The sequence below is a fragment of the Saccharothrix sp. NBAS 001 genome (assembly GCF_056640475.1).
Genome location: NZ_CM153251.1, coordinates 1,365,054 through 1,378,449, shown reverse-complemented (window position 1 = coordinate 1,378,449; position 13,396 = coordinate 1,365,054). Strand labels below are relative to the sequence as shown.

13 protein-coding genes are annotated in these 13,396 nt (G+C 74.3%); 7 read left to right on the top strand and 6 right to left on the bottom strand.

Going from position 1 to position 13,396, the window contains the following annotated elements; translation table 11 throughout:
- Nucleotides 1–185: 185 nt before the first annotated feature.
- The 4 genes from AC0HI0_RS06100 to AC0HI0_RS06085 all read left to right on the top strand — a co-directional run bounded on the left by AC0HI0_RS06100 (nt 186) and on the right by AC0HI0_RS06085 (nt 5,608).
- A complete protein-coding gene (locus tag AC0HI0_RS06100) occupies nt 186–1,346 on the top strand; it encodes an IniB N-terminal domain-containing protein (protein ID WP_480931263.1) in 1,161 nt (386 codons plus the stop codon).
- A gap of 67 nt (nt 1,347–1,413) precedes the next feature.
- Complete coding sequence (locus AC0HI0_RS06095) at nt 1,414–3,213, top strand: dynamin family protein (RefSeq protein ID WP_480931262.1); 1,800 nt, start codon at nt 1,414–1,416, stop codon at nt 3,211–3,213.
- On the top strand, nt 3,210–4,733 hold the full coding sequence (locus AC0HI0_RS06090; RefSeq protein ID WP_480931261.1) for a dynamin family protein: 1,524 nt from the start codon (nt 3,210–3,212) through the stop codon (nt 4,731–4,733). The genes AC0HI0_RS06095 and AC0HI0_RS06090 overlap by 4 nt, the downstream gene beginning before the upstream one ends.
- Before the next feature lie 8 nt (nt 4,734–4,741).
- Nucleotides 4,742–5,608, top strand: a complete 867-nt coding sequence (locus tag AC0HI0_RS06085) for a GNAT family N-acetyltransferase (protein WP_480931260.1) — start codon at nt 4,742–4,744, stop codon at nt 5,606–5,608.
- Nucleotides 5,609–5,690: 82 nt separating this feature from the next.
- Here the strand turns inward: AC0HI0_RS06085 and AC0HI0_RS06080 are convergent, their stop codons facing one another.
- On the bottom strand, nt 5,691–8,099 hold the full coding sequence (locus tag AC0HI0_RS06080) for a LuxR C-terminal-related transcriptional regulator (protein ID WP_480931259.1): 2,409 nt from the start codon (nt 8,097–8,099) through the stop codon (nt 5,691–5,693).
- A 263-nt stretch (nt 8,100–8,362) separates the two neighbouring features.
- The gene (locus AC0HI0_RS06075; RefSeq protein ID WP_480931258.1) at nt 8,363–8,731 is read right to left on the bottom strand and encodes a VOC family protein; all 369 of its coding nucleotides are present in this window, start codon (nt 8,729–8,731) and stop codon (nt 8,363–8,365) included.
- 62 nt (nt 8,732–8,793) lie between these two features.
- Here AC0HI0_RS06075 and AC0HI0_RS06070 point away from each other — a divergent pair, with 62 nt between their 5' ends.
- The gene (locus tag AC0HI0_RS06070) at nt 8,794–9,246 is read left to right on the top strand and encodes a MarR family winged helix-turn-helix transcriptional regulator (protein WP_480931257.1); all 453 of its coding nucleotides are present in this window, start codon (nt 8,794–8,796) and stop codon (nt 9,244–9,246) included.
- Between the two features lie 51 nt (nt 9,247–9,297).
- Here AC0HI0_RS06070 and AC0HI0_RS06065 read toward each other — a convergent pair whose 3' ends face one another.
- Nucleotides 9,298–10,167 (bottom strand): AraC family transcriptional regulator, encoded by an 870-nt coding sequence (locus AC0HI0_RS06065; protein ID WP_480931256.1) that lies wholly within the window; start codon nt 10,165–10,167, stop codon nt 9,298–9,300.
- Between the two features lie 209 nt (nt 10,168–10,376).
- On the opposite strand from AC0HI0_RS06065, the gene AC0HI0_RS06060 reads away from it, so the two are divergent.
- Nucleotides 10,377–10,748: a hypothetical protein gene (locus tag AC0HI0_RS06060; RefSeq protein WP_480931255.1), complete on the top strand. Its 372-nt coding sequence runs from the start codon at nt 10,377–10,379 to the stop codon at nt 10,746–10,748.
- 123 nt (nt 10,749–10,871) lie between these two features.
- A complete protein-coding gene (locus tag AC0HI0_RS06055; RefSeq protein ID WP_480931254.1) occupies nt 10,872–11,036 on the top strand; it encodes a hypothetical protein in 165 nt (54 codons plus the stop codon).
- Nucleotides 11,037–11,114: 78 nt separating this feature from the next.
- On the opposite strand, the gene AC0HI0_RS06050 is transcribed toward AC0HI0_RS06055, so the two are convergent.
- The 3 genes from AC0HI0_RS06050 to AC0HI0_RS06040 all read right to left on the bottom strand — a co-directional run bounded on the left by AC0HI0_RS06050 (nt 11,115) and on the right by AC0HI0_RS06040 (nt 13,359).
- On the bottom strand, nt 11,115–11,741 hold the full coding sequence (locus AC0HI0_RS06050) for a DUF1062 domain-containing protein (protein ID WP_480931253.1): 627 nt from the start codon (nt 11,739–11,741) through the stop codon (nt 11,115–11,117).
- A 364-nt stretch (nt 11,742–12,105) separates the two neighbouring features.
- Entirely contained in the window at nt 12,106–12,462 is a 357-nt protein-coding gene (locus tag AC0HI0_RS06045) for a VOC family protein (RefSeq protein ID WP_480931252.1), read from the bottom strand.
- An 81-nt stretch (nt 12,463–12,543) separates the two neighbouring features.
- A complete protein-coding gene (locus tag AC0HI0_RS06040) occupies nt 12,544–13,359 on the bottom strand; it encodes a DUF6597 domain-containing transcriptional factor (protein WP_480931251.1) in 816 nt (271 codons plus the stop codon).
- Nucleotides 13,360–13,396 lie beyond the last annotated feature (37 nt).

Genomic DNA, 13,396 nt, shown 5'->3' with positions numbered 1-13,396 from the left:
GTCATCGGTGTGCGGGCGGGCACTATTAGCCCCCGGATCCCCTAATCTGCCGATCGTGGATAACCCCTAACGGACCAGTGTCCAACCCCCAATCGGGCTAGCAGCAGCGTGGGCGCTTGTCCCGATGGCACGCCCGCCGCCGATACGTAGCGTCATCGGAACCTCCTCGACGAAAGGGTCGACCGATGACCACCAACATCAGCCTGCTCCAGTTCATCCTCAACCTGCTGGGCAGCGGCGACGCGCGGGCCGCGTTCACCGCGAACCCGCACGAGGTGCTCAAGGACAACGGGTTCGACGACCTGTGCGCCGCCGACGTCCGCGACGCCCGGCCGCTGATCGTGGACAACGTGCAGACCGCCCAGCACAACTCCTTCGACCGCGAACTGGACGGCGGCGGCAACAGCAACCACGTCCACCACGCACCGCCGCCCCCGTCGTGGCCGGCGGAGGGGTCGGCACCCGCGTCCGGTCCCGCCGCCGGCCCGGCGGCCACGCCGGCGGCGTACGGGCCGCAGGGCGGCCACCACGACGGGATGGACGGCGCGATCCGCGAGATCCACTACATCACCCAGAGCTACTCGTGGAGCGACAGCCACAACACCGTGCTGGACAACTCGGTCAACCAGAACATCTGGGCCGACGGCGACGTCCTCCAGTGGTTCGACAACGACCCGGTCGTCGCCTCGGGCGAAGGCGCGGTCGCGGCGGGCGACGACATCAGGGGCACCGTGGTCACCGGCCACCACAACGTGGCGGGCGACGACAACGAGGTCAACAACGTCGGCGAGGCCAACGCGAGCCAGGGCGGCGCGGTGTCCATCGGCGACGGCGAGGCGACCGGCGAGTACGAGGCCAACGACTACTCCACCGACGTCGACGCCCACGGCAGCGGCAACGTCGCCGTGGCCACCAACGGCAGCCACACCAACCAGATCGACTCCCACGACTGGGAGAGCAACGACTCCCACGACGTCGACAACAGCGTGGACATCGACGACTCGTACAACCACGAGACCGAGGGTTCCTACAACACCGCGACCAACACGGCCACGAACACGGCGACGAACACCGCCACCAACACGGCCACCAACACCCAGTCCAGCACAACCACGAACACCACGACCAACACCGACAACAGCGTCCACGTGGACGACTCGTTCAACGACGATCACAGCCTCGACGTGGACGACTCGTTCAACGACGACCACAGCGTGGACGACGCCTTCAACGACGACCACTCGGTCGACGTGGACGACTCGTTCAACAACACCCACACCGACATCGCGTCCCACAACGTCCTCGACGTCGACGTGGATGTGGACAACAGCATCGCGGTCGGCTGAGCCCGCCATGCCCGGCCGCGCCGCCCCGCACCGGGTCGGCGCGGCCCCTTCCCGGAAAGGAGCAGCGGTGAGCGGACGGACGCCGATCGAGGTCGTGGACCTCGCCCTGCGGGCGGTGCGCGCCCACGACCGCGAGGACCTGGCCGCGCGGCTCGCGCAGACCCGCGACCGGCTGCTGGACCCCGACGTGCGGGTGCTCGTCGTCGGCGAGTTCAAGCAGGGCAAGAGCCACCTGGTCAACGCCCTGGTCAACGCGCCGGCGTGCCCGGTGGACGACGACGTGGCCACGGCCGTGCCCACCGCCGTGCGGCACGCGGACGCCCCGCACGCGGTCCTGGTCGACCACACCGGGGCACGTGCCGCCGTGCCGGTCGAGGCGCTGGCCGAGCACGTCTCGGAAGCGGGCAACCCCGGCAACCACCGCCGGCTGCGGCACGCGGAGGTCGGCCTGCCCCGGTCCGTCCTGGCCGGCGGGCTGTGCCTGGTCGACACGCCCGGGGTCGGCGGCCTGGGCTCCGCGCACGGGGCCGCCACGATGGCCGCGCTGCCCTCCGCCGACGCCGTGCTGGTGGTGTCCGACGCGGCGCAGGAGTACACCGCCACCGAACTGGACTTCCTGCGGCACGCGGCACGGGTGTGCCCGACCGTCGTGTGCGTGCTGACCAAGATCGACCTGTACCCGGACTGGCGGCGCGTCGCCGAGCGGGACCGCGCCCACCTGGCCGCCGCCGACCTGGCCGCGGACCTGCTGCCGGTGTCGTCGGTGCTGCGCCTGCACGCCGTGCGGGCCGGTGACCAGGCGCTCAACCAGGAGTCCGGGTTCCCGGAGCTGCTGCTGCTCCTGCGCGAGCGCATCGCGGGCCGGGCGGCGGAGCTGGCCGCCGCGTCGGTCGCCCACGACGTGCGCGGGGTGGCGCACCGGCTCGCCACGGCGGTGGAGGCCGAACTGGCCGCCCACCGCGACCCCGACCGGGCCGGGGTCCTGCTCGCGGAGCTGCGCGAGGCGCGGCAGCGGGCGGACGCGCTGCGCGAGCGCTCGGCGAGGTGGCAGCAGACGCTCCACGACGGCGTGGCCGACCTGATCGCCGACGTGGAGTTCGACCTGCGCGACCGGCTGCGGCAGATCACCCGCGAGGCCGAGGCCGAGCTGGACGCCGTCGACCCGGCGCTGGTGCGGGAGCAGTTCACCGGCTGGGTGCGGCAGCGCGTCGCGGCCGAGTCGGCGGCCAACTTCGTGTGGACCCACCAGCGCGCCCGGTGGCTGGCCGGGCAGGTCGCCGAGCACTTCGCGCACGACGGCGGCGAGGTGCTGCCGGACCTGCGCGCGCACGACCCGTCCGGGCCGCTGGCGCACGCGGTCGCGCTGGAGTTCCCCGACCCGGACCGGTACGGCCTGGGCCAACGGCTGATCGTCGGGATGCGCGGCGGCTACGGCGGCACGCTCATGGTCGGCATGCTGGGCACCATCGGCGGACTCGCGCTGGTCAACCCGCTGTCGCTGGCGGCGGGCGTGCTGCTGGGCCGCAAAGTCGTCAAGGAGGAGCGCAAGCGCATGCTGGAACGGCGGCGCGGCGACGCCAAGGCGGCCGTGCGCCGGTTCGTCGACGACGTGGTCTTCCAGCTGGGCAAGGACTCCCGCGACATGCTGCGCGAGCTGCAACGCGACCTGCGCGACCACTTCACCGACCGGGCCGCCGAACTGTCCCGCTCGCTGGGCGAGTCGATCAAGTCCGCCCAGCGCGCGGTCGACGCCGACGCCGGCGAGCGCGCCGGGCGGATCACCGGGCTGACCGCCGAGCTGGGCGTGGTGGCCGACCTGGCCACCGCCGCCGACGCCCTGGCCGGACCGGTGGGGGCGCGGCGATGACCGGCACCCTGATCGGCGAGGTGCGGTCCCTGCTGCGCACCGCGATCGACGCCCACCGCGACGACCCGGCCACCGCCGCGCTGCTGCGCCGCCACCTGGACCGCCTGGACGAACCGCTGCGCGTGGCCATCTCGGGCAAGGTCAAGGCGGGCAAGTCCACCCTCCTCAACGCCTTGGTGGGCGAGGAGATCGCGCCCACCGACGCGGGCGAGTGCACCCGCGTGGTCACCTGGTACCGGCACGGCGGCACGCCGCGCGTCACCCTGCACCCGCGCGCCGGCGCACCTCGTCGGCTGCCGGTCGAGCGGGTGGACGGCGCGCTCGCCCTGGGCCTGGCCGGCATGGCCCCGGACGCCGTCGACCGGCTCACCGTGGACTGGCCGACGCGCGGCCTGTGCGACACCACGCTCATCGACACCCCCGGCATCGCGTCGGCGTCGACCGGCCTCTCCGCCGCCGCCACCCGCTTCCCGACCCCCGAGGACGAGCCGGGCGAGGCCGACGCGGTGATCTACCTGATGCGCCACCTGCACAGCGCGGACCTGCGGCTGCTGGAGTCCTTCCACGACCGCGGCGTGGCGCGGGCGACCCCCGTGCACACCATCGCCGTGCTCTCCCGCGCGGACGAGATCGGCGTCGGGCGCATCGACGCGCTGATGTCCGCCCGGCGCATCGCCCGCCGCTACCGGGCCGACCCCCGGCTGCGCGGGCTGTGCCAGACCGTCGTCCCGGTCGCCGGTCTCATCGCCCAGACCGCCCGCACGCTCCGGCACGACGAGTTCGCCGCGCTCGCCGCGCTGTCCGCCGCGCCGCGCGCGGAGGTGGAGTCGGCGATGCTCTCGGTGGACCGCTTCACCCGCGCCGGCCCCGATCACGCCCGCCTGCTGGCCCGCTTCGGGATCTTCGGGATCCGGCTGTCGCTGACCCTGATCCGGCAGGGGTTCGCCGACCCGGTCCGGCTGGCCGCCGAACTGACCCGGCGCAGCGGCCTGGACGAGCTGCGCGAGACGTTGTCGGTGCTGTTCACCGAGCGCCGCGACCTGCTCAAGGCGCGGTCGGCGCTGCTCGCGGTGGACACCGTGCTGCGCCGCGCGTCGGGCCCGGGCACCGGGCCCCTGCTGACCGCCGTCGAACGCGTGCTGGCCGACGCCCACGAACTGGCCGAGCTGCGCACGATCGGCGTCCTGCGGTCCGGTGCCGTGCGGCTGCCGCCGGGCGCGGGCGAGGAAGCGGAACGCCTGCTGGGCGGCACGGGCGCCCGGACGTGGTCCCGCCTCGCCGTGCCCGCCGACACCGATCGGCGGGCACGGCGCACGGCGGCGTGGTCGGCGTTGGAGCGGTGGCAGCGCTGGGCCGAGAGCCCGCTGTCGAGCCGGGCGTTCGTGGACGTGGCACGGGTCGTCGTGCGCAGTTGCGAGGGCATCGTGGACCGGCTGGACGAGCAGCCCCTGCCCGCCGGCGGGCCCGTTCCGGCCGGATGGCGCAATTCGGGTGCGGGTGGTTCGCGCGGTGGTGTGTGATCTGGGGCATGGCGATCGTGTTGGGCAAGCCGGGAGTCGACCTGAGCGAGGCCGTGGGCGTGCTGCGGGCGTGGCAGTCCGACGGGACCGCGATGCAGCTGCACCCGGGAGACGTGGGCTGGTTCTGGCGGTTCGGTGCGGAGGCGACGGCGGCGGCCGTCCGGACGTGGAGCCGGGACGGCCGGATCCTCGCCGTCGGGCTGCTGGACTGCCCCGACCTGCTGCGGATGACGACCGCGCCGGACGTGCGGCAGGACGAGGAGCTCAACCGCCGGCTGGTCGAGGACCTGACCGGGCCGGAGCGCGGTGTGCTGCCGGCCGGCCGGGTGAACGTCGAAGCGCCGAAGGACGCGCTCGTGCAGGACCTGCTGGCCGAAGCGGGCTGGGACGTCGACGAGCCGTGGACGCCGCTGCGCCGCGACCTGGCCGAGCCGGTGGAGGACCCGGGCGTGCGGATCGAGGTGGCCGGGCCGGAGCTGGCGCACGTGCGGACCGCCGTGCACCGGGCGTCGTTCGACGGGTCGACGTTCAGCGACCGCGATCGGCACGCGATGGCCGGCGGCCTGCAGTACGCCGACGCCCGGTGCCTGATCGCGTACGACGACGGGGGCGCGGCGGTGGCGGCGGTGACCGTGTGGTCGGCCGGTTCGGGCAGGCCGGGCCTGCTGGAGCCGATGGGCGTGCACCGCGACCACCGAGGTCGCGGTTACGGCAAGGCGATCACCGTGGCGGCCGCCGCGGCGCTGCGGGAGCTGGGTTCGTCGACCGCGCTGGTCTGCACCCCGAGTTCCAACGTCGGCGCGGTCGCCACCTACAAGTCGGCCGGCTTCCACCCGCTCCCCGAGGTCCGCGACCGGTACCGGGCCGCTCGGTGATCGGTTCGGCGCGAAGCCCTTGAGCCAGGCGAAGGTGCGTGCCGGACAGGTCCGGCAGACCGACCGCCGGCGATCCGGGGCGTCACGTTGTCGTCCCGCCCCAACGGTTGTCCCGCGCCGACAAGCGGATCCTCAGCTGTGCCACCAGGTCTGCGCGGTTGCCCGCGCCCAGGCGGCGGCGGATGCGGGCGATGTGGTGCTCGACGGTCTTGGCCGAGATGAACAGCCGCTCGCCGATCTGCTTGTGCGTCAAGCCCGCCACCACGAGTTCGGCCACCTCGACCTCGCGGTCGCTGAGGTCCGGACCGGTCCGGGCGGCCGCCTGCCCGGCGGGCGCGTCGCCGTCGTGGTCGTGCCCCCGGTCTTGGTCGCGCAGGGAACGCGCGCAGGTCAGCAGCGCGCTCATCGCCCGGCGGTCCGGGGTGCGGATCGCGGCCTGCCCGGCCAACCGGGCCGCGTCCCACACCAGCCCGGCCTCGCGCAACGCCAGCGCCGCGTGCCGCACCGCCCGCACGTCGACCTCCCCGCCCAGGAGGCGCAGCCAGCAGCGGATCGCCTCGGCGCACGCCCCCGCGAGCGCCCCGGTGTGCACCACCGCGTCGACGATCGAGGCGTGGTGCAACGCCTTCGCGGGCGATTCCGCCGCGATGGCCGCCTGCACGGCGTACCAGTGCAGCGGCACCGACCACAGCGGCGGCGTGCCCAGGCGGGCCAGCAGCGCCTCGGCCTCGGCCATGTGCGGTTCGAGCCACCCGTCCTTGCCCAGCCGCGCGGCGGCCACGGCGATCTCCCCGACCGGCTGGAGCACGTACAGGTCGACGGGGTGGCGCATGACCGCGTCCCGCGCCCGTGGCCAGGCGTTCTCCAGGTCGGCGTGCTCGCCCAGCCGGCGGGCGATCCCGACCTCGATGGCCGCGGCGAACAGCTCGTCGCGCGGGTCCTCCGCGCGGTGGCCCCCGGTGGCGTCCCGCAGCCCGTCCGCCGCGCGCGCGAAATCCCCGGCGGCCAGCGCCACCCACGCCCGCAGCAGCCGGTGGCGGACCAGGTCGGCACCGCCGTGGCGGGCGTGGTCGAGCACCGTCGTGGCCACGTCCGGCTCGCCCAGGTGCACGGCGACCAGGGCGGCCAGCGCGGCGGGCGTGTCCGGCAGCAGGCCGCCGTGCCCGGTTCGTCCGACCAGCGCTTCGGCGCGCAGCAACTGCGACAGGGCGGCCACCGGCGAACCCACGACGGACTCGATCACGCCGTGCGCGGTGAGCGAGCGGACGGTGCCGGTGATCGTGGGGCGCGCGTCCTCGGTGTCGGCCACCAGCCGCGTCGCCTCGGCCAGCCGGCCCACCCCGACCAGCGGCGGCACGGCGCTGGTCGACGGCCGCGCCCACTGGTAGAGCGAGGCGCTCTCCGCGAGCATCCCCCGGTGGGCCAACGCGGTCGCGGCGACGGTCGCGGCCAGCGCCCGCGCCTGCCCGTCCGGGCTGCCGAGCACGTCCTCGGCCAGCCGCAGCGCGGTGTCCAGGTCGCCGGACAGGGCCGCGGCCTCGGCCCGGCGCGCGCCCAGCCGCGCGGGCGGTGCCCCGGCGCTCACCGCGGCGGCGTAGTACTCGCCGGCCTCCCTCGGGTCGCTGGCCAGCAGTTCGTCGGCGGCGGCCTCCAGCACGCCCGCCGCCCGCGCGCCCCGGGCACCGGCGTCCACCAGCAGCGGCGCGGTGGCCACGGCGGACTCGCCCCGGTCGAGCAGCGCCAGGACGACCCGGGCCCGCACCGCCCGCAGGCGCACTTCCGGCACGTGCCGCCGGATCGCCGCGCCGACCAGGGCCACCATCGTCCCCGAAGCGGTGAGCAGCCCGGTCGACCAGGTGCCCTCCGCCGCCGACTCGACCTCGGCGCGGTCCACCCGCAGCACGGGGCCCAGGGTGTCCACCTCGACCGGGCACCCCAGCGCGGCCGCGAGCAGCACGTCCCGCACCGCCGCCGGCGCCCGGTCGAACTCGTGCACCGCCCGGTCGGCCGCGTGCGCCGGCACCGGCCGACCGGCCAGCTCGGCCTCGGCCACCGGCACGACCAGCGCCGGGAGGCCCCCGGACTGCGCCCACACGCGGTCCACCAGGTCGTCCGGCGGCTCGCCCGCCACCAGCGCGCCGACCCGCAGCGCCACGGCGGCGCGGTCGAGCGGCTCCAGCACGACCGGCGGCTGCGTCCACGGCAGTGACCGGGCCGCCGGCCACGGCCGGTGCGCGACCACGAGCCGCGTGCCGTCGTCGGCTTGGCGGACCAGCCGCGCCCACTCGTGCTCCGGCAGTTCGTGCGCGTCGTCGACCAGCAGGACCTCGCGCCCGCCCGACCCGGCCGTCTCGAAGATCACCGACAAGGCGGACAGCAGGGCGGTCTTCCCGAAGCCCCCCGGCCCGGAGACGGCCACGACCCGCACGCGGTGGGGATCCGCCGTCACCTCGTCGCACAGCCGCTCGGCGGCCGAACAGCCCGCGAACACGTCTCGGGTGGTGCCTGGAAGCGAGGTGGAACCGGCTGCGCCCATCGTTCTCCCCAACCCGGTGAGCAGGGTCAATCAACCCGCGTATCGGATTACCGGGGTGCCGCGTTAATTCGCCGGTGGAAAATTCCGGGATCGGCACCGCGCGTCACCGATCATTCACAGGGTGGTTCCCGGAAAGAACTCGAAAGTATTTTGCGAATCAGCGAAACGTGCCCACCTCCCTTGAGGTCCGGTCGACCCGCCCGGTGGCGTTCGGCCGGTCAGGTGCGGTCGTGGAGGGTGATCCGGTAGCCGTCGGGGTCGGCGAAGGTGAAGGTCCGCCCGAACGGGCCGTCGACCGGCGCGGAGACGATGGCGTGCCCGTCGGCGACCAGGGCGTCGTGGATGGCCTGGACGTCGGTGGCGTGCAGCCAGATCGCGGCCCCGATGCCGGGCTGGGCGACGGATGCCAGATCGGTGCCGGGAACGACGTCGCGCAGGGCGAACGCGATCGGCCTGGTCTCGAAGACGACGGCGTGCGGGGGTCCGGCCGGCGAGCGGACCAGGCCGAGGTACCGCTCGTAGAACGCCTGCGAGGCGTCGAGGTCGCGCGCTTGCAGCGAGATGAAGTCGGGTCCGGTGGCGGGCATGACGGTGCTCCTCTCCTCGTGTCAGCTTTCTGACACGCCCCAACCTATGTCAGAATGCTGACATGAGTCAAGACGGTGCCGGCGTCGACCTGGAGACGTCACTGGGCTACCTGCTGAAAGAGGCGTCGAGCGCGCTGCGCGCGGCCATGGAGGAGGTCCTGCGGCCACTGGGGATGAGCGTGACGCACTACTCCTGCCTCGAACTGCTGGCTCAGCGACCGGGCTTGTCGAACTCCGAACTCGCCCGGGGCGCGTTCGTGACCCGGCAGACGATGAACGTGCTGCTCCAAGCCCTGGAACGGGACGGCTACGTGACCAGGCCGGCGGCGGCCCCGGTCGGGAAGGTCCTGCCCACGCGGCTCACGCCGCGCGGCAGGCGGAGCCTGGAGAAGGCGACCGCGGCCGTCCGGTCCGTCGAGGTCAGGATGCTGGCCGGGATGACCGGTGCCGAGCAGGCGGAGGCGTTCCGGGTCCTGCGCGGCATGGTCCGCGCCCTGCGCGGTGGCGACGCGTAGCCACGGGCCGATCCGATCGCCGCCCGGCCGGGCGGCGATCGGACGGCTCCGTCAGGCGGGTTCGACGGGCAGCCACAGCTCGCAGGTCGCGGTGCTGAAATCGGCGGCGCGCTCCAGGACCGCGACGATCGAGGGGCCCGGCCGCAGCCGCCACGGGTTGGACGGGAACCACTCGGTCGCGGTCGTCGCCCAGGTGTTCTGGAGGGTCTCCGGGTGGGGGCCGCTGGTGTGGAAGACCGCCCACCTGCCGGCCGGCACCTCGATGGCGTCGAGGTCGTCCGGGGCGGTCGTGTCCCGCGTGACCGCGACCCCGTGCAGGTAGGTCAGCTCGCTGCCCTCGGTGCCGTCCGGGTCCACGTCGTCGCAGACCTGGAGCAGGCCCGCCGGTTCGGCGTCGCCGAGGCCCTTCAGCCTGGCGTGCGCCTCCGGCGGCAGCGCGGCGACGTGCCGCTGGATGTGCGGGTTGACGCCGCGGTGGATCAGCGGGACCCGGGCCGCGTGCCCGACCAGCCGGAACGCGGGTCGGTCGACGATTCGGGTGTCCATGGGTGTGCTCCCTTCGACGGTCAGGCGGAACCTGACCTGCGGTTGTGTCCGAAGGGGGCCTCCGTCGCGGCGCACGTCACCGGGACCGGCGCCGTGCACGGCCCGGAACGCGCGGCCGAACGCCTCGGTCGAGCCGTAGCCGTACCGGACCGCGATGCCCAGCAGGTCGTCACGGCCCCGCACGACGTCGGCGGCGGCCACGGTCATCCGCCGCCGGCGCACGTACTCCGACAGCGTCATCCCCGCCAGCGACGAGAACATCCGCCGCAGGTGGTACCCGGTCGTGCCGACCGCCCGTGCCAACCCGTCGACGTCGAGTTCCTCGCCGAGGCGCTCCTCGACCAGGTCGACCAGCCGGTTCAGTGCCGCGATCATCAGGCCCCCTTTCGACCTCAACCCTGACGGAAAGCACCCCGCCCGCACCCGACCGCCGCGAACCGGTCCGATCATCCGCCCGCAGGGCCGTGGCCGAGCCGCGCGGTCCCGGTCCGGCCACGAACAGTCGTCACGGGCAGTGACGCCGCGCGTCCCACGTAAGCTGTGCGCTTCCGACGAGTGGGTCGTGCAGCTAAGGAGCCGGGCAGGTGCGGGCAGCGACACGGACGAGCCGGTTCGGGCTCCTGTTCACGTCGCTGTCGATGCTGCTCGGAATCGCCGCCGGCATCGCGACGGGCACCGCCGTCGGCTACCCCGGAACGTACCCGGCGGCGTCGGGCGGCTGGTCGGCCACGTCCACCCCGTCGATGCACGACGACCGCCACGACTGGCTGCGGGTGTCGCTCGTGGTCCGGCACGCGCCGGCCGAGACGCAGTCGGACACCTGGTGGGCCGAGTGCCCGCGGGCGGACGGCGGCCCTCCTCGACAGCGGCGCTTCCACCTCGGCGGCCCGGCCGGTGCGGCGACCACCGCCACCGCGTCGGTCCCCTGGTCGAGTCGGGCTCCCCCTTCGGCGTGATCCGGTGCCCGCGCGCGTGAACCGCGCCGCCCATCGCGCCGGGAACCCGACCGCCACCCCGACGTCAGTCGACGGGTGACGGCGGCGTTCCGGCGCGCCCACGCCTTTCGAGGGACCCCATCCATGTCTGTTGTCGTTCTGGTGTTGATGATCGCCGCCCTCGTCGTCGCGATCGGTTTGCAGGTGGCGATGCTGGTCAAGGACAAGCCGTTCTACGGCGTGATCAGCCTCTGCCTCATGACCGGCCCGGGAGCGTTGCTGGGCCTGATCTACGCGGCCCTGTCCTAGGACCCCGACCACCGTCGCCCCACCGGACGGCCGCCCCGCGGGAGTCGAACCCCGCGGGGCGGCCGTCCGATGCGACCGTCAGGCCCGCGACGCGGGCCCGGGGACGACGAGGAAGGTGAAGTCCTCGCGGACCTTCGCGTCGACGGCCACCGGCAGCCGGACGCGCCCGGAGTCGACCATGGCCCGCACGGCGGACCGGCTCACGCCGAACCCGGCGGTGAGCAGCTTGCCGACCCGGACCGGCGCCGGGAGTTCGAAGCGGACCACGACCTCCAGCGGCATCGGGTCGCCGTGCTCCGGCTGGTAGAACGGCAGGTCGGTGTCCAGCTCCCAGGTGCCGCTCCAGTCCAGCCGGTACCCGGACCGGCCGGCCAGGGCCGCGTCGGTGACCAGGTGCCGCACCAGGGACGCGTCGTTGGCCTCGAACCGCACCAGCAGCCCGTGGTCGAGCGCCTGCACGTGGATGCGCTCGTGGACGGGGATCTTCGCCGTGCGCCCGCACAGCTCGCAGCAGATCAGCATCCAGACGTCGAGCAGCTTGCCGTTCGCGTTCACCCGGAACTTGCCGGTGGGCCGGTGGCGCGCGGACCGGCACGACACGCACGGCTTGACGACGGCGGGCAGGCCCAGCTCCCGGACCACCCACAGCGCTTTGCGGTCCGCGCCGGTCGGGTCGATGCCGGTGCGGCTGCCGCCGACGGGCACGGGGGTACCTCGGAAGTGATTCATGGTTCGGACGAACTCCAGGACGTGCGAGGGGGCCGGCGCGTTTTCGCGCACCCTGAACCGCCCCCTGGAGACAGTGGCGTTCGGCGGGCGCGCGGAACTCGGGCGCCGGCCGGCACGACGTCGGACTTCACGTCGTGTGACGGAAACCCGCACCGATCACCGGGCGCGGGTTTCGAACGGCACGTCGGGAAAGGGACGGGGAGTAGCTCGAACCCGTCGTCCCGCACGTGCGCCACTGGTTGCTAGATGTCCATGTCCGCCATGATGTTCACCCGACGTGCGGTCGGGCAACGCAATTTCCGCGACCGCCGCCGCTACCGCCGCCCCGGACGGCCGGCGCTCACCGCAGGTGGGCCAGGACGTTGACGACCGTGCCGCCGGGGTCCTCGACGAAGAAGCGGCGCACGCCCCACGGCTCGTCCCGGATCGGGTAGACCACGCGCAGGCCCTGTTCGAGCGCGGCGGCGTGCGCGGCGTCGACGGCCGCCGGGTCGCCGAGGTCGAGGCCGAAGCTCGGCGCGGGGTCCTCCGCGCCGTCCGGCAGGACGAGCACCTGCGCGGACGGGTTGACCGGCGAGGCCAACCCCAGCACGGGGTCCCGCATGACGACCTCCATCCCGAGCACCTCGGTGTAGAAAGCCTGCGACGCGGCCGGATCCGCGCCACCGGCGTACGCCACGATCCTCGTCACGGACACTGCGACCGCCTCCTCGTTTCGGTGTGCTCGCCCCACCCTGTCGGGCCACCGGCCCGGTGTCTTGGACGAATGCGAAACGCCCTACCGCGGCAGCGGCACGTGGTTGAGCTGCCCGCCCCGGCCACGCAGGTACCCGGTCGGCGAGAGCCCGCTGTGGGCGTGGAACTCGCGGACGAGGTGCGCCTGGTCGTAGTAGCCGCGCTCGACGGCGAACGCCGGCCACCCGAGCCGGCCCGCCCCGTCGATGCCGGCGAGGACCGAGCGGAAGCGCTGCAGGCGCTGGTAGCTCTTGGGGCTGAGCCCGACCTCGCTGCGGAACACCTGCTGCACGCGGCGGGTGGTGACGCCGAGCCGGTCGGCGAGTCCGCCGACGCCGGGGTGCTCCGGGTTGCGGGCCAGCCACGTCGTCGCGGCGGCGATCAACGGGTGCGCGGCCTGCTCCGAGCCCGTCAAACGCTCGCGCAGCACCGCTTCGAGCACCCGCAGCCTGCTCGCGGCGTCCGGGGCGTCGAGCATCCGCTCGCGGGCCCGCGCCGCGCCGACGCCCCACAGGTCCTCCAGCGCGACGTGGCTGTCGGCCAGCTCGCACAGCGGCACGTCGAGCAGGGCGCGCGCCCGGCCGGGCCGGAACACCACGCCGACGACGTGCGCGCGGGGGCTGGGGTCCAGCAGGTAGGCGTGCCGGTACGGCCCGGCCGCCAGCACGCCGGGGAGGCGTCGGCCGCTGCCGTCCCCGGCGGGCATCCGGAAGTCGTCCGAGGACAGGTTGACCACGAGTTCGACCGTGCCGGTCGGCAGCCGCAGTTCCGGGCCCCGTCCCGGGCCCGTGGACTCGTGCAGCCAGAGCAGGGCCACGTGCTCGCCCACCGGCCCGCCGGGCACCACTGAAGTGAACATCGTGCTCGGCACGATACCGTCCGCGAGGTCCGGGCGG

Bases quoted from the DNA above. Each gene is read 5' to 3' on its own strand.
- AC0HI0_RS06085 (WP_480931260.1), top strand. From the start codon at position 4,742: ATGGCGATCGTGTTGGGCAAGCCGGGAGTCGACCTGAGCGAGGCCGTG.
- AC0HI0_RS06040 (WP_480931251.1), bottom strand. From the start codon at position 13,359: ATGTTCACTTCAGTGGTGCCCGGCGGGCCGGTGGGCGAGCACGTGGCC.
- AC0HI0_RS06070 (WP_480931257.1), top strand. From the start codon at position 8,794: ATGAGTCAAGACGGTGCCGGCGTCGACCTGGAGACGTCACTGGGCTAC.
- AC0HI0_RS06100 (WP_480931263.1), top strand. From the start codon at position 186: ATGACCACCAACATCAGCCTGCTCCAGTTCATCCTCAACCTGCTGGGC.
- AC0HI0_RS06075 (WP_480931258.1), bottom strand. From the start codon at position 8,731: ATGCCCGCCACCGGACCCGACTTCATCTCGCTGCAAGCGCGCGACCTC.
- AC0HI0_RS06065 (WP_480931256.1), bottom strand. From the start codon at position 10,167: ATGATCGCGGCACTGAACCGGCTGGTCGACCTGGTCGAGGAGCGCCTC.
- AC0HI0_RS06055 (WP_480931254.1), top strand. From the start codon at position 10,872: ATGTCTGTTGTCGTTCTGGTGTTGATGATCGCCGCCCTCGTCGTCGCG.
- AC0HI0_RS06090 (WP_480931261.1), top strand. From the start codon at position 3,210: ATGACCGGCACCCTGATCGGCGAGGTGCGGTCCCTGCTGCGCACCGCG.